The organism is Paenibacillus wuxiensis (assembly GCF_040195695.1).
GTDB lineage: Bacteria > Bacillota > Bacilli > Paenibacillales > Paenibacillaceae > Paenibacillus_B > Paenibacillus_B suaedae.
The window spans coordinates 1-17,959 of the sequence record NZ_JBEFZI010000002.1 but is presented as its reverse complement, the minus strand read 5'-3'; the positions used below and the strand labels follow the sequence as shown (position 1 = coordinate 17,959).

20 protein-coding genes are annotated in these 17,959 nt (G+C 41.8%); 7 read left to right on the top strand and 13 right to left on the bottom strand.

All coding sequences use genetic code 11. From position 1 onward, the window contains the following. The first annotated feature begins 53 nt into the window (after positions 1-53). On the top strand, positions 54-491 hold the full coding sequence (locus tag ABN764_RS03430) for a hypothetical protein (protein ID WP_446670919.1): 438 nt from the start codon (positions 54-56) through the stop codon (positions 489-491). 107 nt (positions 492-598) lie between these two features. Here the strand turns inward: ABN764_RS03430 and ABN764_RS03425 are convergent, their stop codons facing one another. The 4 genes from ABN764_RS03425 to ABN764_RS03410 form a co-directional block, all read right to left on the bottom strand. After that, the gene (locus tag ABN764_RS03425; RefSeq protein ID WP_446670918.1) at positions 599-1,393 is read right to left on the bottom strand and encodes an SDR family NAD(P)-dependent oxidoreductase; all 795 of its coding nucleotides are present in this window, start codon (positions 1,391-1,393) and stop codon (positions 599-601) included. 87 nt (positions 1,394-1,480) lie between these two features. Continuing rightward, entirely contained in the window at positions 1,481-2,440 is a 960-nt protein-coding gene (locus ABN764_RS03420; RefSeq protein ID WP_446670917.1) for an LLM class oxidoreductase, read from the bottom strand. 46 nt (positions 2,441-2,486) lie between these two features. Then, complete coding sequence (locus ABN764_RS03415) at positions 2,487-2,960, bottom strand: tautomerase family protein (RefSeq protein ID WP_446670916.1); 474 nt, start codon at positions 2,958-2,960, stop codon at positions 2,487-2,489. A gap of 501 nt (positions 2,961-3,461) precedes the next feature. Further along, entirely contained in the window at positions 3,462-4,004 is a 543-nt protein-coding gene (locus ABN764_RS03410) for an NADPH-dependent FMN reductase (protein ID WP_021260954.1), read from the bottom strand. A 258-nt stretch (positions 4,005-4,262) separates the two neighbouring features. On the opposite strand from ABN764_RS03410, the gene ABN764_RS03405 reads away from it, so the two are divergent. Then, complete coding sequence (locus tag ABN764_RS03405) at positions 4,263-4,877, top strand: diadenylate cyclase (RefSeq protein WP_446670915.1); 615 nt, start codon at positions 4,263-4,265, stop codon at positions 4,875-4,877. 32 nt (positions 4,878-4,909) lie between these two features. Continuing rightward, positions 4,910-5,524: a diadenylate cyclase gene (locus tag ABN764_RS03400; RefSeq protein ID WP_446671324.1), complete on the top strand. Its 615-nt coding sequence runs from the start codon at positions 4,910-4,912 to the stop codon at positions 5,522-5,524. A gap of 21 nt (positions 5,525-5,545) precedes the next feature. On the opposite strand, the gene wrbA is transcribed toward ABN764_RS03400, so the two are convergent. Then, entirely contained in the window at positions 5,546-6,154 is a 609-nt protein-coding gene (gene wrbA / locus ABN764_RS03395; RefSeq protein ID WP_446670914.1) for an NAD(P)H:quinone oxidoreductase, read from the bottom strand. A gap of 215 nt (positions 6,155-6,369) precedes the next feature. Next, the gene (locus ABN764_RS03390; RefSeq protein WP_446670913.1) at positions 6,370-7,707 is read right to left on the bottom strand and encodes a GMC oxidoreductase; all 1,338 of its coding nucleotides are present in this window, start codon (positions 7,705-7,707) and stop codon (positions 6,370-6,372) included. A gap of 365 nt (positions 7,708-8,072) precedes the next feature. On the opposite strand from ABN764_RS03390, the gene ABN764_RS03385 reads away from it, so the two are divergent. The 4 genes from ABN764_RS03385 (at position 8,073) to ABN764_RS03370 (ending at position 10,856) form a co-directional block, all read left to right on the top strand. Next, on the top strand, positions 8,073-9,017 hold the full coding sequence (locus ABN764_RS03385; RefSeq protein ID WP_446670912.1) for a ring-cleaving dioxygenase: 945 nt from the start codon (positions 8,073-8,075) through the stop codon (positions 9,015-9,017). Positions 9,018-9,019: 2 nt separating this feature from the next. Further along, positions 9,020-9,634 carry an alpha/beta hydrolase gene (locus ABN764_RS03380; protein WP_446670911.1) on the top strand — a complete coding sequence of 205 codons (615 nt, stop codon included), beginning with the start codon at positions 9,020-9,022 and terminating at the stop codon, positions 9,632-9,634. 4 nt (positions 9,635-9,638) lie between these two features. Continuing rightward, positions 9,639-10,250 (top strand): flavin reductase family protein, encoded by a 612-nt coding sequence (locus ABN764_RS03375; protein WP_446670910.1) that lies wholly within the window; start codon positions 9,639-9,641, stop codon positions 10,248-10,250. A 222-nt stretch (positions 10,251-10,472) separates the two neighbouring features. Then, positions 10,473-10,856: a hypothetical protein gene (locus ABN764_RS03370; protein ID WP_021253760.1), complete on the top strand. Its 384-nt coding sequence runs from the start codon at positions 10,473-10,475 to the stop codon at positions 10,854-10,856. Between the two features lie 133 nt (positions 10,857-10,989). Here the strand turns inward: ABN764_RS03370 and ABN764_RS03365 are convergent, their stop codons facing one another. The 7 genes from ABN764_RS03365 to ABN764_RS03335 form a co-directional block, all read right to left on the bottom strand. Then, on the bottom strand, positions 10,990-12,225 hold the full coding sequence (locus tag ABN764_RS03365) for a HAMP domain-containing sensor histidine kinase (RefSeq protein ID WP_446671323.1): 1,236 nt from the start codon (positions 12,223-12,225) through the stop codon (positions 10,990-10,992). A 4-nt stretch (positions 12,226-12,229) separates the two neighbouring features. After that, the gene (locus ABN764_RS03360) at positions 12,230-12,925 is read right to left on the bottom strand and encodes a response regulator transcription factor (protein WP_446670909.1); all 696 of its coding nucleotides are present in this window, start codon (positions 12,923-12,925) and stop codon (positions 12,230-12,232) included. An 88-nt stretch (positions 12,926-13,013) separates the two neighbouring features. Next, positions 13,014-14,996 carry an ABC transporter permease gene (locus ABN764_RS03355; protein WP_446670908.1) on the bottom strand — a complete coding sequence of 661 codons (1,983 nt, stop codon included), beginning with the start codon at positions 14,994-14,996 and terminating at the stop codon, positions 13,014-13,016. Positions 14,997-15,013: 17 nt separating this feature from the next. Further along, positions 15,014-15,706: an ABC transporter ATP-binding protein gene (locus ABN764_RS03350; RefSeq protein WP_268632093.1), complete on the bottom strand. Its 693-nt coding sequence runs from the start codon at positions 15,704-15,706 to the stop codon at positions 15,014-15,016. Between the two features lie 40 nt (positions 15,707-15,746). Further along, positions 15,747-16,463 (bottom strand): lipoprotein BA_5634 family protein, encoded by a 717-nt coding sequence (locus ABN764_RS03345; RefSeq protein ID WP_446670907.1) that lies wholly within the window; start codon positions 16,461-16,463, stop codon positions 15,747-15,749. Positions 16,464-16,707: 244 nt separating this feature from the next. Further along, on the bottom strand, positions 16,708-17,253 hold the full coding sequence (locus tag ABN764_RS03340) for a hypothetical protein (RefSeq protein WP_446670906.1): 546 nt from the start codon (positions 17,251-17,253) through the stop codon (positions 16,708-16,710). A gap of 217 nt (positions 17,254-17,470) precedes the next feature. Continuing rightward, a partial coding sequence (locus ABN764_RS03335) for a transposase (RefSeq protein ID WP_446670905.1) occupies positions 17,471-17,959 on the bottom strand: 489 nt, incomplete at its 5' end.

Below are 17,959 nucleotides of genomic sequence, written 5' to 3'. Positions count from 1 at the left end.
ATGGCAATAAATAACTGGATTTATAACAGGAGTAATAGATTGAGGAGGAGTCAATGTTGAATGTATCCGCTGCGCTTCGTTCACATACATCCTTGTCTAGAACATTATTTATTGTATATTCCATTTTGACGATTATTTTTTACTACAGTTATGGAATGCTTGACTATTTTCGACTTAATCATTCGCAAGAGCTCGATACTGCCATCCAGTATGAAAAATGGTCATCTACTTTTGGGGCACTATTTTATTATTTATTCTTTATTGCATTACTAACCATCCATTTTGTCTATCGCAACAACATGAGGGACTTACATGTTTACTTGGTACTAATTGCTGGGTTATTTATAGGAATGGCCTGCATAAATGCAGTAATTTCTTTTGCCATCCCCTTACCTATGAGTAAGTTTGGACAACCGTTGATCATAGTCACCGTAGTGCTTATTACAGATCTGCTCGCAATGTGGTTCCGAAATAAAGAAATGACGACGTAAACGATAAACAACCCCAAGACTCGTAGCCATGACGGCATGAATCTTAGGGTTACTCGTTAGAAGTCTAAACTCTGTTCATCGTACGAAGTACTTGCATTCCACTAATACTAAAATACACTACGTACTAGTCCTCCATCGATTCTCAACGCAGAACCATTAATGGCTGAAGAAAGAGGACTACTTAGGAACGTTACAAAATGTGCGATTTCTTCTGGTCGAATAAGCCGCTGAATGATAGAGGTTGGCCGATTTTCTTTCATAAAACGCAATTCAGCTGCTTCCATGGTCAATTCCTCATTGGGATAAAGGCTGTTTAGCATCGTTTCCACGCCTTCCGTCAGAGTGGAACCTGGCATAATCGTGTTGACAGTTACATTTGTTCCTTTCGTCAGCTCAGATAAACTACGTGAAAGCGAGAGCTGCATCGTCTTCGTCGCGCTATAATGAGCCATTTCTAGAGATGGCATAATGGCTGCTTCACTAGCAACAAATATAACTCTTCCTTCCTTTTTTTGAATCATTTGATTTAGGTACCACCGAGTAAGCCGAACACCACTCATAATGTTGACCTCAAACATTTTAAACCATTCTTCATCGGGGATATTAAAATACTCTTTCGGCTCAAAAATCCCAAGGTTGTTAATAAGAATATCTACCTCTGGATATTCCTCTATAGCCTTTTGACATCCCCGATCTGTGCCTAAATCAGATACCAATGACTGTAGAACAGCTTCTAGAACCTGTTCTTGAATTTCTTTGATAGTTTGTTTAACCTTATCCTCACGGCGTCCGTTTATAATGACAGTAACGCCTTCAATTGCTAATGACGTAGCAATTGCCTTACCAATACCTGCTGTAGATCCTGTAACTAGCGCAGTCTTCCCTTTCAAATTCAGAAACATATGGAATCCCTCCAACGTTGAATGTTGTTAAAGAAAGAGTGGAAACGGATATGAACTCCAACAACTCCACTCCCCTATATTTTCTTATTATTGCTTAATTGCTGGAAAATGAGGCAGTATCTCTTCGCCTAGCTCATGAATGACTTCTTCAGCCGGTCTTCTACTATCGAATAACGCAAAGAAAAGATGATTTACGCCAATTTCTTTATAGATGTTCAGTAGTTCCACTAATCGATTCCGTCCTACGCGGAACCCCAGACGAATTGGGGTAGGCATTTCATTAGGATTCTCTGACAAATCCAAATGCATGGGCTGCGTAAATGGTTTGAAGACTCCAGGATGGTACTGTTCCACAAGTTCTCTCCACTGTCGGATAGCCTCCGCTTGAAGATGCGGGCTTCGTGGATAATACATCCATCCGTCGCCATTTTTCGCAAACCAGTCCATCGATTGCTGCGCGAACCCTGTAATCATCGTTGGAATTCGCTTTGTCGGTTTCGGAACTAAATTACTTCCCTGAATGGCCCCTAATGAAGATCGAATAGAGGGATATTCTTCGTATAACACTTTGTTTAGATAATGAAATGCTTCAACGAATCGATCTCCCCGATCATCATGATTCACGTTTAAACCGTGAAAATCAGCTCTCCGATCTCCAGATGAAACGCCCATAATCAAGCGCTCTGGAAATAATCGGTCGATCGTTGCGATTTCCTTAGCTACTCGTAAGGGATGACGTAAAGAAAGGACAATCGCCGATGTTCCTAAGGCAATTTCTTTCGTCTGGCTTGCCAAATAGGTTAAATAAATGAGCATATCATAGATTTGACCTACTGCTGGATCACCAAACGAAGGATCTTCTAATAATACATCTCGAAGCCATAGACCGGTAAAACCATAATGCTCAGCTAATTGCGATAACTCCACTTGCTTTTCCATTGTCGGTGTCCCGAACTGATAATTTTCTAATGGAATGTGGAAGCCTAATGTCAACTCCCCTTCTTTATACATCCGATTATAGCTATAATGATTGGAAAACATACTCATGAAGTGCTCCTTTCTACTTGCAAAATGGATATGGGATGTATCGTTTTTAACATGTTCGACTTTTGGAAAGAAAGTCTTTATCTGCTCCCGTTACACCACTTTGTCCCCAGTTTCCTGGAATCATTTCACGAATGACGATAAGTACTTTATCGATAGGTGCATGAGTCAATGTAGATGTGACTTGTGTAAGCTGGTTTACCCACTTATCTTTTGTATCTTGATCAAATGTATTCCAGATATCAATCGTGATAATAGCCATTCCATCTATGTTACTATCCAGCGTATGATAAGACTCTTTTGTCTCCCAATTAACCACCCTGCTCTGCTCAGCAAAGGCAGCATCGCTTGCTATTGCCCCGGCTTTTCCCCAGTTTTCTTTCTCAAGCTCAGTGATTAATACTTGAATTTTATCAGGGACAATCTGTAATAATGTTGTTGTAAGTTCGGTTACGGTATAAATGAATTCCTTTTTTTCTTCTGTTGACATGGTTGGCCAAGTTTTAAGCTCAATGAATGGCATAGAATCCTATCCTCCTCTATTAATAAATATGTCCTACGGAGTCAGTGATAACACGGCCTCAAGGTTTGAAGATGTCCACAACATGTATTATAAGGAGTATGTTTTACGATGGTAAGTACGCACTTTTAAGTTATATAGGCACCTAAAAGTAACATTTGTGATTTGTCGCTCTATTTCGAATCGAATGTAAACGAAGAAGAAAAAAAATCCTGCATAGATGGTCGCCAAATGATGTTATCTGTTATCCGATTATTGGAGAGATCATTTTCAATGCCAACGCAAAAACACCTCCAAGGATGCTTCATATCTTGCGATACAAGAACATTCCCTTGAAGGTGTTTTGGTTACGTCTCCGCTTCCTTATTTCATGCTATTCACTAATGAGAAAGGCAGCAAAATAGCTCCAATTCCAGTAAGTGCGTATAGTTGCTTTACATTTCTTAATTTGTTGCATCAATTTCCCTGAATAATGCCTGATCATTGCTTGAACTGTAATTAAGATTAACGAATTGTATATAAAGCTTTGGACCAAGGGATCAATTGGTCTAACATTTGATTAACAGAATCGGCTTGGACGGCTTTTGGTTTGAAATCAGTACCATTTTCAAAATCTGTGAATAGTGACAATGCTGGATGTACACGCACATCTGCAATCAATAGCTCACCCATAATACCGCGCAGATGTTCGGCTGCTCGTGCACCACCTACAGAGCCATAAGATACAATACCCGCAGCTTTGTTATTCCATTCTACACGTAGATAATCCAGTGCATTTTTGAGAGCACCTGTAATGGAATGATTGTACTCTTGTACGATGAATACAAACCCGTCTTGTTTCGCAATCACTTCTGACCAACCTTGTGCACCAGAAGCATCTTGCCCTGGTTCACCTAGTAAAGGTAATTTGTAATCTGCAATATCAATAACTGTATAATTCGCATCTCCACGTTGATCTGCGATTTCTTTGACCCATTTTGCCACCTGAGGGCTTACACGACCTTCACGTGTTGATCCAATAATGATTCCGATATTTAATTCTGCCATTGCTTTTTCCTCCTTATGTTTTGAAGTAAAGAACTTGGTTAAAAACTTCATCCTTACTCTCACCTTTCAAAAATCCAAAAATATTTGAATTCGAATATCTTGATTTCGAGATGTATAGTAACATGATGATTCTCTTTTCGTCAACTTTTCTGCGCTGGGAAATAATTCAGAACATTAATATGTAAGATCACTTGGATGAATGAAATCACTCATAATTTAAAAGGGAATGGAAACAATATGATGTAAAGGAGGTTGCGTATGGAAAGTAATTGCGATTTATTTTCTCCTCAGCAGACTGATGTATATAATCAATTTCAACAGCTGTCCACGAAGATTAAGAGCATGTTGGCGTGCATGGATCAGGAAGATATCGATATTCTAAAAAATCTGAAGTTGCTCTCTAAAATATGTTCTGATACGGGAAAGCTGGTTTCCGCCTATCATTTGAGTCGACTTCTTCATCCCTATACAACGCAATGCAATGAAATTTTCAAAGCCATTAAGCTGCTGAGCGATCAACGGAAAGGTGCCCTTATTATCATTGAAAGAGAAGATAATATAAACGATTGGATCACCGTTGGCACTCCTCTTTCCGCAGAGATCTCAAGTACGCTGTTAGTTTCCATTTTCCATACAGGGAGCCCGCTGCACGACGGTGCTGTCTTAATTCAGAAAGATACTATCGTCTCAGCGGCAAATGTACTACCGCTAACCCGGAAATTATACAAGACCAAGCTCGGTACTAGGCATCGCGCAGCGATTGGCTTATCTGAAAATACAGATGCCCTAACCTTCATCGTATCTGAGGAAACAGGTGCGAAATCATTTACCTTTAACGGCTCGCTGTATGGATTCGAAATCCCTGACGAGTGAACTTAATCACCATTAGGAGTGCATTGTTGAATATGAAAAAACACAGTACCCATAATGATTTTTCGCAGCTCCGGATCGAAATGAACGAAAAGCTAACGGAAATCGAAAAAAAGGTGAATCAAAATATCGCCTCTCTCAGTCATAATGATATTGGCATCATCGACATTGTCCAAAAGTTGTCTAGAGAACTGCTTGAATTGGAAACAACTGCCTCGACATACTTACTTAATCGTATGTTGTCCAAGTATACGAAATGCAGTACTGAATTATCTCTAGCCATACATAAACTTAGCCGAAAACGCCAAGAAGCTCTCATTGTAATAGAGGCTGACGACCCTGTAGCACCGTTTATAAACGGGGGGATACCCATTAATGCGGTAATTACAAGTCAACTATTAGAATCTATATTTCAACCTGATAGTTTGCTTCAAGAAGGAGCTGTTCTCATTCAATCTGATTTGATTGTTTCCGCTTCCAACACCTTGCCATTAACTGAGCAAATTTTTTGGGATCGAGCAGCAGATATCCGGGAGTTATCTGCAATCGGCTTGTCTGAAAAGTGTGATGCATTGATTATATTAATCACGAACGGCGGTACAACCTATTTCTCATTGGAAGGCAATCTTTTTCCTTTCTCAGCTTCCTGAACAGCAACGGACAGAGTCATACTAATTACTGCCTGCTACAATCCATTTTGCGACTTCTACGGTACGTTTGGCTTGATGTCTAACTGCAGCCTGAACATCCTCTACCATTTTACCGTTTTGTACAGTTACGCTTGTTCCATATGGATTTCCCCCGGCTGTAAAAAGGGAAGGATCCGTGTAACCTGGTGAAACAATAATGGCACCCCAGTGATACATAGCAGTATAGATCCCCAGAATGGTTTGCTCCTGCCCGCCATGGGGATTTTGAGCTGAAGCCATCGCGCTAACCACCTTATTAACTAACTTGCCATGGAACCATAACTTCCCGGTAGTATCTAAAAACTGTTTCAATTGTCCGGGCATTGTGCCATAACGTGTCGGCACGCTAAAAATAAGGGCATCCGCCCATTCAAGATCTTGAAGAGTTACGACGGGTACATCCTTCACATGATCAACATGTTCTTTCCACGCAGGATTCTCCAGTATTGTTTCTTCAGGGGCCAATTCCGGAACTTGTAATAGTCTTACTTCCGCCCCCTGCTCCTTGCCGCCTTCCGCAGCCCATTGAGCCAAGCGATAATTCGTTCCTGTCATGCTGTAAAAAATAACTGCAAGTTTAACTGCACCCATCCTACTTGCTCCTATTCTTCATTTGGAATCATCATTTACTTCAAAACAAACTTACTATGAGTTTCGCCTCCTGATTCATGTTTCATACGTCTTCTTCCATCTGTGGCGGGATAGGTTCAGGTCAATCTCTGGAAAAGTTTTTATCCTGGGAGGTTCATTATTAAGTCGCTGAACAAATGCCTGCAAACCATGAACGCTCCCAAGTAAAAACTGCCTTACCTATTCGTACGCACAATTTGATCGGCTGTTCGAAATGCTAATGCAACCGTAGAATTTGTCGGGTTCGCTGCAGCAAGAACGGGTATCACGCTATTATCAGCGACGTAGAGACCGGTAACTCCATGAATTTCTCCATAACGGTTAGTCGCTGAGTTAGCCGGGTCAGTTCCCATTCGGCAAGTACAAGATTCATGAACATCGCTACCTGGCGGAAATAAGGTAGGCTCCCCATCTAAGGTTACTCCCATTGCATTTGCGGATCGAGCAATCCCATCACGCATTTGCTGAATCACTGTATAATCTTTGTTGCTATAAGAAAAATCAACTTGGTTCAAAGGCACGCCGTATTCATCTTGACGATTTGGATCTAAATAAACTCTATTCTCTGGCCGCGACTCCACTAAACCAAAGGCAGCATATACGATACTCAGTTGATCCGGGAGCACTTTATCCTCGAATTGCTGGTAAGAGAAAAATTGATTAGGACCTAAGATTTGGATTTGATACGGGGATTCTCTTGTTTCACGTTTCAAGATTGCCAGGTTACCAAGATTATCAGAGAACTGGCTGCGGCTTATTTTACCCGTACCCAATACAAATGAATGATTGGTTAAATAACGTCCGATTGCTGCCCCCTGTATGCCTGAATTGAGCAAAATGCGAGGTGTTTCCAATGTACTTGCAGAAATGACAACATTTTTTGCTCGAATGGTATGCGTTTTTTTATCTGGAGATATTACATTGACGCCTGCTGCATTGCCATTTTCGAGGAGTACGCGGGTAGTATAGGCATCCAATGCTAGATCAAATGGTTTGCTATTCAGGGCGTAAGCAAGAAAATGAATGGAGCTGAACCATGCATTAGAATGAATTTCCCCCATACGCGGACCTGACATGTCAATGGCAAGAGGCATGTCAGTCGCTTCTAGCACACCTCCTGCATGCAGCCGGTTCAAGAGAATCCTTTGCATGGTAGAGCCATCAGCATAAGATGTAGTGCAATGCAATACACGCTCGGCAGTCCTAAAATATACGTCAAGCTCTTCTGGATGAACAGGCCAAGATTGAAGTTGAAACTCTGCGGGTCGAGGACAGGCAGCATTCCAAAACAATGTCCTTCCTCCTAGAGCGAACGTTAACCTAGCTCCTGAAAATTCCGGAAGCCGCTCCCCGATAGGAGTAGAATTATCGGGCCATAATTGATCACGCATACGGTCGACATTCATGGTGGGGATATTTAATGCATGCGAATGAAATAGTTTATTCCCTTTTTCAAGAATCCCAATTCGCTTTGCCCCTTGGTTTTTCCATAACTCGCATAATCTATATAGCATCGCTCCCCCACCTGCGCCACTCCCCACAATAAGCACGTCATATTCTGTATTGGCCATTTCATCGAGCGATTTGGTAGGTATCCAATTATTAGGGTACACCCACATATGGATCATTCCTCTCCATCTAAGAGTCCACTCCATTTTATTACCCGCTTCTTGTCTCATATTCCAAATTCAATAAGCATTCTGCTCCCTTTATTTTAATATCTTGATTTCGAGATAATTTATGTTATACTAACTTTTATAAAGCAGCTTATCATTAATTATTATTAGAAAAGGAGAGCAGCGTTCCAAGACGAAGGTCTTCTAAATTGAAAAAGAGGTTATGGGAAACAATAAAAATAAATGCAAAAGGAGCAATTATCATGGAGAAACATACAACAGGTATTCACCACATCACGGCATTTGCTAGAAACGCGCAAGAAAACATCGATTTTTACGCAGGGATACTAGGTATTCGTCTTGTAAAAAAGACAGTGAATTTCGATGCCCCTGAGGTGTACCATTTTTATTTCGGGAATGAAAACGGAAGTCCCGGAACGATTATGACATTTTTCCCTTGGGAAACGGGACGGAAAGGCCGCGTCGGCGGCGGACAAGTGGGAGTGACAACGTTTGTCGTTCCTACGGGCTCATTGGATTTCTGGGAAGCGCGATTGCAACATTTCGGAGTGCAAATTACCCGTAAAGATAGATTCGGCGAACAATTCTTGCAATTCTCGGATCATGACGGGCTGCAGCTCGAAATCGTGGCACGAGAGGATGGTCCGAATAGCAAATGGTCTTTTGGAGGAATCCCTGTGGATAAGGCCATTAAAGGGTTCGGTGGAGCCGTATTGTATAGTACTCATCCGAAGGCAACCTCTGAATTGCTTGAAAACGTGATGGGACTCGATATGATCGGGCAAGAAGGAGACTGGATGCGCTTCAAAGGGAGCGCCGATCTTGGAAATGTAATCGATATTAATATTGCACCAATGGAACGCGGTTCGGGCGGATACGGAACCGTGCACCATATCGCATGGCGCGCCAAAGACTTTGAGGATCATGAGGAATGGAGAGAGCATGTTGCACAATCCGGATATCACCCAACTCCGGTCGTCGATCGTCAATATTTCAATGCAATTTATTTCCGTGAGCAGGGGGAAATCTTATTCGAGATTGCTACCGATCCTCCAGGATTCACCCGTGACGAGACATTTGAGGAACTTGGTACGGACTTGAAGCTGCCTGCACAATATGAACCGCTCCGGGCGCAAATCGAGAAACTCCTGCCTCCTATCCAAGTACGCGAATTGGAGGGAAAATAATTATGCAGCATATTTTTCAAAAAGGCACGGATCCTTCAAAGCCTACACTCGTCCTGCTCCACGGTACTGGCGGAACTGAGCATGATTTGCTCCCGGTAGCGCAAATCGTATCGCCGGAGTCTTCCGTGTTGAGCGTGAGAGGGAACGTACTTGAGCACGGCATGCCTCGCTTTTTCCGCAGATTAAGCGAAGGCGTCTTTGATGAAGAGGATCTTATCTTTAGAACGAATGAGCTGAATGAATTTCTGAATGAAGCTGCGACCAAGTATGAGCTTGATCGCAACAACTTCATTGCAGTCGGTTACTCCAATGGAGCCAATATTGCCGGAAGCCTCTTATTTCACCACAAAGGTTCTCTAAGAGGAGCAATACTGCATCACCCTATGGTTCCGCGTCGCGGGCTGAAACTGCCCGACCTGTCCGGTACGCCTGTATTTATCGGTGCAGGAACGAACGATCCGATTTGCGCACCGCAAGAGACGGAAGAACTGCAGACGCTGTTAACCCAAGCGGGTGCACATGTAACCGTACATTGGGAGCAGCATGGCCATCAATTAACGCATTCTGAGGTTCATGCAGCCTCATCTTGGTTACAAAGCCATATTAATCAGGGGTGAGCCCATGTTAACCATTTATCCGGAGGAGCAAACCGAGCGGGATAATTATAAACTGCTCATCGGCAGTATCCTCCCGAGACCAATCGCGTTCATCACAACATTGTCTGCTGAAGGCGTGTTAAATGCCGCACCTTATAGCTATTTCAATATCGTCTCTGCCGATCCGCCCATGATTTCTGTATCCGTTCAAAGGAAAAATGGCGTTCGCAAAGATACTTCTAGAAATATGATGGAAACAGGCTCGTTTGTTGTTCATATATCGGATGAGGATTACATCGAGGCAATCAATCTAACCGCGGCCAATCTTCCGCCTAATGAGAGCGAAGTAGACTTCGCTCAACTTACTTCCATCCCGAGCGCCAAGATCAAGGTTCCGGGGATTGCCGAAGCCAAAATCCGCATGGAATGTAAGTTAGAGCAATCTCTTGCTCTCGGCGGAACGCCTTCTTCTCCAGCATGTGATCTCATTATCGGGAGAGTCGTGTGCTTTCACATTGCGGAAGAATTGGTTGAGGGCGGGCGTATCGATGCACAACGATTAAAGCCTGTGAGCCGATTAGCCGGTAACAACTACTCGAAGCTAGGTGAAATCTTTAGCATTGACCGACCCAATTGATTAATAGTTTCGAGTTCGCAACTTATCAAATCAATGAATTACAATATCTTTAATCATAGTAAAGGCTGCCAATCATTTTGGCAGCCTTTCTTCACGTATTGATATTTTTTCATTTCCTACAAAAAAAATCGGAATTTAGTGTTTACAAGAATCCGATGTTGAGTTATATTTAACATAACTTCCAGATATTACTTGCAAAACTATCAGAGGAGTTGAATCCGTTTGAAGAAATTGCTTATGTCATTATCAGTACTGGTCGCCCTGGCTACAGCAGCACCTGCATATGCTTCCACTGCACCTGTCGATGCTGTCAAGCCTGAGGTTCAACAAACACAGAAGTTCGTTAAGTACTTTGCACTTCGTCCCAATGAACTGAGCTCACTGGAAGGGATCTATTTGAAGAAAGGCCAACAGCTTACGGTCTATGCACAAGGGAGCTATTCGTACTTTTCGGTATATGACTCGAGCAATCATCTCGGGACATTTTTCAACAGCAATGTAGGAAGAATTTTCACTGCGACTGAAGACGGGTATCTGTATTTGCAGTTTGCGGCACCTTCCACCTATACAATCAACCACATCACGGCTACTTATTTCATTAATTGACCTTAGGTTGATATAATACCGACCACATTTCTTGCAAAAACAAGAAATGGATCTGCTAGAAATGAAGACAGCGACAGTTATGGACATAATTAGTCCACGGCTGTCGCTGTTTTTTGTGGTTAAGAAGTGAACATTAGTATTTCATGAACGTAACCGTAAATTTCGTATACGTGTATCTCTCACTTTCCACCTTAATCAAGGCTTGATGCGCTTCGATAATAGATTTGGCTAAGGCCAAGCCAATCCCTACCGAATCATGCTTTTTGGAGCCTCTGGCTTTGTAGAATCGTTCAAAAATATGCGGCAATTCCTCAGCAGCAATTCCCTCTCCGAAGTCTTTAATCACCAACTCTGTATAAATCGGTGTATCTTCGATTGCAATCTTAATCTTCTCACCGGGTTCGGAGTGTTCTATCGCATTCTTCAGCAGATTCAATAATGCTTCCTGCATCCACACTTTATCGTGAACAACGACTACTTCCTCCGGGGTATGCCAATCAATCGATATATGCTGATTAGTAATCATGCTCTGCAAGCGATCAAGAGCGTCCTCAATGGTCTCTACTAAATTGGCCGGTTCTTTCTCAAATGAAATAGCTCTTGCATCGATTTTTGCTACCTTCAACAAATTGTGAATCAAGACATTCATTCTTGAGATTTGCACATCATTATGTCCCAACAGTTGAACTTGTTGCTGGCGCGGCAATCCTTCATTCATCATCATCTCGTTGTAGACGGATATGGTGGAAAGCGGCGTTTTTAATTGATGAGATATATCCTGCAGCATTTGTACTAGAAATGCTCTCTCTTCACGTAAATCCTGCATGCTTTTGCGAATAATATCTTTCATCGAACGAAAGGAAACTGCCAGTTTCGCGAGATCCCCTTCTTTGTTTTCATTGATGACAACCGAGTAATCTCCCTCGATGATTTTATTCGCTGCCGAGGTAAGCTGTCTAATTTTATGGAAGATCATCTTGTGCTGCATGTAGCTTGCCAGAAGGAGCATACAACCGAAACACACCAATCCCCAATACATGAATTGATTATGGCGAGCAATATGGTTATTTAGCAGCGGAAAAAGCTGCGATTCCAAGCCCTCATATAGCCCATACTGCCTTAGGATCTCTCTCCCTTTTTCCTGATACTGACTGGGATCCGTAGAATGTCTAGTTAAGACTTTCATAATTTCTGCTTCATTCTTAGGATTTTGCTCAACCAATCTTGCGGTAATTTCCCCCCATGATGCAGTTGAATCGCTTTTCAATTGATTGTAGAACAGTTGTTGGGTCATCAATTGATAAACGGTAAATAACGTTAACAGAACGGCCAGTATCGTGATGTAGCCTTTCAACTCGGTATTTTTCATCATCTTACTCTCTGCTCACATCCTTGCTCCAGCGATAGCCCAATCCTCTTTGTGTGACGATAAACTGCGGATTTCTCGGATCATCTTCTACTTTGTCTCTTAAACGTCGAATGTATACGGATAACGTATTTTCATCAAAGAAAACCTCATCACCTTCCGTTATATTCATAAGGAGCTCATCTCTTTTCAGTGCTTTGTGGGCGTTCATCATGAATGTGAGAAGAAGCTTATATTCTAAATTCGTTACCGGAATGCTCTCTTGATTTTTGTAAGCCTTGACTAGGTTCATATCGATTTTGATATTCTCAGATGTTAAGATCATGGAAGAAGACCCTGAACGCGCTTGCTTGCGCAATTGCACTTTCACCCTGGACATGAGTTCCTTCACGCGAAAGGGCTTCGTAATATAATCGTCCCCACCAATATCCAGTCCCATGACCACATTTGCTTCTTCATCAAGGGCGGTTAAGAAAATAACTGGTGTATCGCTATGTTTTTTAAAATGCATGCATAAATCATAGCCATTTCCATCTGGTAGGCCGATATCTAGAATAATTAAATGAAAAGTACGATGATCAAACTGCTGCTTCGCTTCTCTGACACTAGAAGCTTTGGCCACCTCATACCCCTCATTTTTCAATGAAAATTCAATGGCTAGTCCAAGAGCTTCATCATCTTCAACCAGCAATATGTTGCTCAATACGTGACCCTCCCTCTTCTCTTTCTATTTCAGTCAAAGGCCAAAAAATCAGAATAGCCTGACTATACACATAGCCAGGCCCTTCGTATTATTCTTCCCTAATCACATCAATAATATTATCCTTCTGAATTTTGCGAAGCGGAATCAGGACCGATACATAACTGATGAACAAAGCGGCAGCAAATGTAAGGAGACAAGCCGCATAAGGAATCGTCCATTCAAGCTTCTTGATACCGGAAACAGCCAAATATAATATATAAGAAAGTATACAACCGAAAAAGATCCCTTGTAAACTTCCGGACACGCCATATATGAGCGCTTCATAGATAATCATTTTTTTCAGATCTTTTTGCGACATGCCTATGGATTTTAATGCAGCCAGTTCTTTTCGTCTGATGATGATGCTGATCGTAATCGTATTGATGATATTCACACTTCCAATCAAAGATATAACTGCAATAAAACCATATACGAGCACTTTAATCACAAGCTCTGATTCTTTCCTTGTTTTATTCTCGTCCAGCTGATTAACGATTGTAATCGAGTGTTTGGTTCCAACGCTCTGCTGGATGTCCGCAACAGTCGCGCTAGATTGTTCCACATCCTTCAAGTTGATTCGAAAACTAGCGTCCTGTTGGCTAACTTCAGATACATTACTAAGCGACTTCAACTGCTCCATAACTTGTTGTCTTGCTGATGTCTTACCATGTATATCATCTTGCAGATAGATGGTTAGATCCGATTTCGTGGACTCATTGTTCACGTATTTGGTTGCAAATGCAATATCCATAATCGACGAGAACGTAATAAACAATACACTGCTAATAATGATGGATAAGATGGTAATGGTATATCGATTTTTATTTCTCTTCACATTTTTCAAGGCCAAGCTCATTGGAAAAGAAACCGGCTTTTTCAGCACCGTATTTTTTTGTTTTTTGATCGATTCTTTCCTTATCGATAACCTACTGCTGATTGCCAGCAAGGGAGATATTCTGCCTGCAAAAAAAGCAGGATAATAGCTGGACGCCAGCACCGCTGTCAGGGTAATGAGCGAACTGATCAATATGATCGACCAATCGATATGAAAGAACGAGACGCTTGCATCCGTTTCTAATAACAGGTAGAAAACGAGCTGTAGAGCTGCAAGTGCCAGGATGCTGCATACAATCCCAATCGGAATAGCGATAACAGCCAGTACTGCAGCCTCTCTCATGACGATGTGTCGAATCTGCTTGCGCGTAGCACCGATACTTCGGAGCAATCCGAACTGTTTCATCCGCTCAACGACACTAATTTGAAAAGCGTTATAGATGACGACAGCTGTCGCGACCACAACGATACTGATGACGATGACGAGCACAGCCAAAATCGAGCGATCCGACTGTGGCTTCAACACTCTGATCAATTCTTCATTGATCACCAGCTTCTCAGTTCGCGTAAATGATTTGATCTCGTCCAAGACTTCATTAAAGTTCACGTTATGGTTGATTGTGATTAATATTTGGCCTTCTCCGATGGCGAAATCATGTTTATAGGTTAATAATCTGCCCACTTTACTTTTCTGCGTAAACTCGCGATTATCGAGCAACCCAACAAGTTTATAGGTTTCTCCATCCAATTGAAATGAATCACCGAGCTGAAGGTTTTTATTAATATAAGGAAGCGCCCAAGAATCGATAGTTGCCTCATGCTCATTGGCAGGTAATTGCCCCTCCAAGAGGCTATAGGGTAAAAACGCCATCGCACGTTGATCGGCGAAATTCATTTGTACCGAAACGTCTCCAACGGGGATGGTTTTGCCCTGAGACATCAACCCGTACGATTCGATTTGGGGATTATATCTGATCTTATTCAGTATCGCTTCATCGTAATTGGATATGCCGACATGAAACGAAAACCCATTTAGCTTTTTGATGTTTTCAATTTGGGAGAGCTGTGATCCCTTCATAAACAGACCGATCGTGGAAATTAACGCTACTGAGAGTACGATTCCGACCAAGGTCAAGATGGTTCGCTTGATATTCCCTTTTAAATACCGGCTGCTAAGTTGTTTGTAACTGCTGATCAACTTCGTCCTCCCCCAGTCTATGCCTTATTCGCAGCTAGCTGTTGATCTGAAATAATACTGCCGTCTTCGATCGTAATGACCCGGTCGGAAGCCGAAGCAATCGATAAATCATGCGTAATCAACACAATGGTTTGATTGTATTTCTTCGCTGTCAAACGTAATAAATCCATGACTTCCTTTGTATTTTTCGTATCTAGGTTGCCTGTGGGCTCATCTGCCAGAATCAAATGTGGACGATTGATAAGCGCCCTGCCGATGGAGACCCGTTGCTGCTGGCCGCCAGATAGTTCGGATGGCAGATGAGTCTTCCGTTCCTGAAGCCCTAAGGTTTCAATAATTTCATCGAGATACGTCGTATCTACCTGTTCATTATCTAATATCGTAGGCAACGCGATATTTTCCTGGACATTCAATACCGGAATCAAGTTAAAGAATTGAAAAATAAACCCGACCTTCCTTCTTCTGAATATCGAAAGCTCATCGTCCGAATAACCGTAAATACTATTTTCCCCGATGAATACTTGTCCTGAGGTCGGCCGATCCAATCCACCTAATATATGCAGCAGTGTGCTTTTCCCCGAGCCGGACACACCTACGATGGAGACAAATTCTCCTTGCTGAATCGAAAGGCTAATCCCTTTTAACGCGTCTACCCTGCTATTGCCTTCGCCATAGCTCTTCACTACATTTTCCATGCGTACAACTTCCATACTGTCACCCACTCATCACCTAAGGTTCGATTTCTTACACTCAATCTTGTACATCTACAAAGTTTACTTTGTCTTCGCTATCTGGATACACACTTCTGACTTCATCTAAAATCTTGTTCACCTTCTCTTTATTTTTATAATCGTAGCTGTATCTTTGGAAATGAATTAATGAGAGCGTTGACTCTGATTCCTTTAATTTGTTGTAAGTTTGGTCGTCAACAATAACAAGATCCATAGTTGGCATATACCCGATCCACGCCTGATGTTTCACATACTGTACAGGCACCATCTGACCATTCAAATCGATTTGACCATTCTTCGTTTCGTCAAATAAAGAGAATAACAGATTTTGACCATCCGATAATTCTTTGATGGAGGTAACTGGATCAGAAAGAATAGACACACTGCCAGGTTCTTTTCTGGCTCTAATAATCCCCTTCTTCATGAATTGCTCAGCTGTAGAACGAGTAATAACCGAATACTTCTCAACTCGAGTATCAAATTCCATACCCAATTCCTTCTGATCCTCCTCTGACAATTTCTTGGATATTGTTGTTGTTACCAGCTTCAGTTTGTAATCGATCATTTCTTTGCTTATATCTTTGTACTTCGCTTTGACTTTGCTCACATCTTGATTCGTTCCAATCACTACAATTCCATCGGCCGGTTGCGATGGTCCTTCTATATATCGTTTTACCCCAAATCCTATTCCTGCAAAAATAGCGATAACCACCACGAAACCAATTATTTTTTTCACCCTGTCTGCTCCTTTTATCAAATTCATCTGATGTCTGGATTATAGATGACTTTGCTTCGCAAGTTAATGACTCTTGTCTAACCATTTTCATCATCTTCCTTACTTTTTAGTAAGAATCGAAATGAACACGTGACTTTTCCAGATAAAAATAGAGACAGTCATGGAACAAAATCGCCAGACTGCCGCTGTTTTATGTGTTTAGTTTACGGACTTCTCTATTGAATACCACGCACATCAAATCGAACTATTCACTCGGCATAAAGCCAGATCCAAAAGCTTTCCTCATCTTCTGTTGAACAAGAAGCGCATCTTCATAAGAATCAGCCGTGACAATAAAGTCCACATTCTCCTTCATCTCTTTGAAACACTCTATGTTTATATCCTGAAAATCATCATCAAACCAAATCATACCTGCCCAGATAGCTCCTTCCGCTTTATACTTTTTGAGGTCTGGGCTATGATAAAGCAAACTTCCTGAATTAATCCCTTTTATTTTTTCAAATATATACGTTTCTAATGATATATACTTGTTCGAAATATCGATGCCGTCAATTCGAATGGAACCTACGAATTTATGTTGTCGTAAAAAAGGTCGAACTAATGTCCCGGATATGTAAATCGAGGTTTTCTTAAAAGATGAAGGGTCTTTCTCATTATAAGTTATAGCAGATCGAACCACATCGATCTTCTTAGGAAATTGGTAGACTTCTAAGAATATGAACGTTGGGATTCCAAATACAATTAGCACTGATAACAAGATGATTAAGGTAGTTTTGAATGTATCATTCAAATGTGGTTCAACTCCTATATGAAGTAATATAGATGAACTGAAATACATATTTAACTATTCCGCTCAGAACTTGGAATTCCTTCAACCTCACTGTTTGATTAAGATCTATATGCTAATCATTTAGTCATATGAAGGAAAAACAAGAAGGGGCTGTCCCATAAGTAGGTTTTTACTACCTGTGAGACGACTCTAGATTTGAAAAAGGTCGAGCTATGGGTTACATTTGTACCCATACTCGACCTTTTTGCTTCATTGTTGCCCACTTCAGCAAATTGTGGGCAAGGGAAAGCCACCCGACCTCAAGGCTTACTTTCGACAGGCCTCGAAGCAGGAAACGTCTAAATCCTCTGTTATTTTTCAGTTGCCCAAATACACTCTCTGGCTCGATCATTCGTCGAACCGACAGCGCATAACCTTCTTCGCTTCGCAGCTTTTTCTGTACGCATTGCTTGTAGCGAAGATATTGCATGCTTACTCGAATTTCACGATTCCCGGTTGCTCTAGAACAGGCTGCTTTGAGTGGGCAACTCATACAGTCCTGGCTTCGATAGTGGCGAAGGAGGATCTCATAACCACTTTCCGTTTTCTGTTTGCTATCACGGTGAAAATGGAGGGATTGTCCGCCAGGGCACGTCCACAAATCCGCCTGCGTATCATACTTCCAGTTGTCGATTCTGCTAATGTCCTGTTGCCACTTCTTTGATTT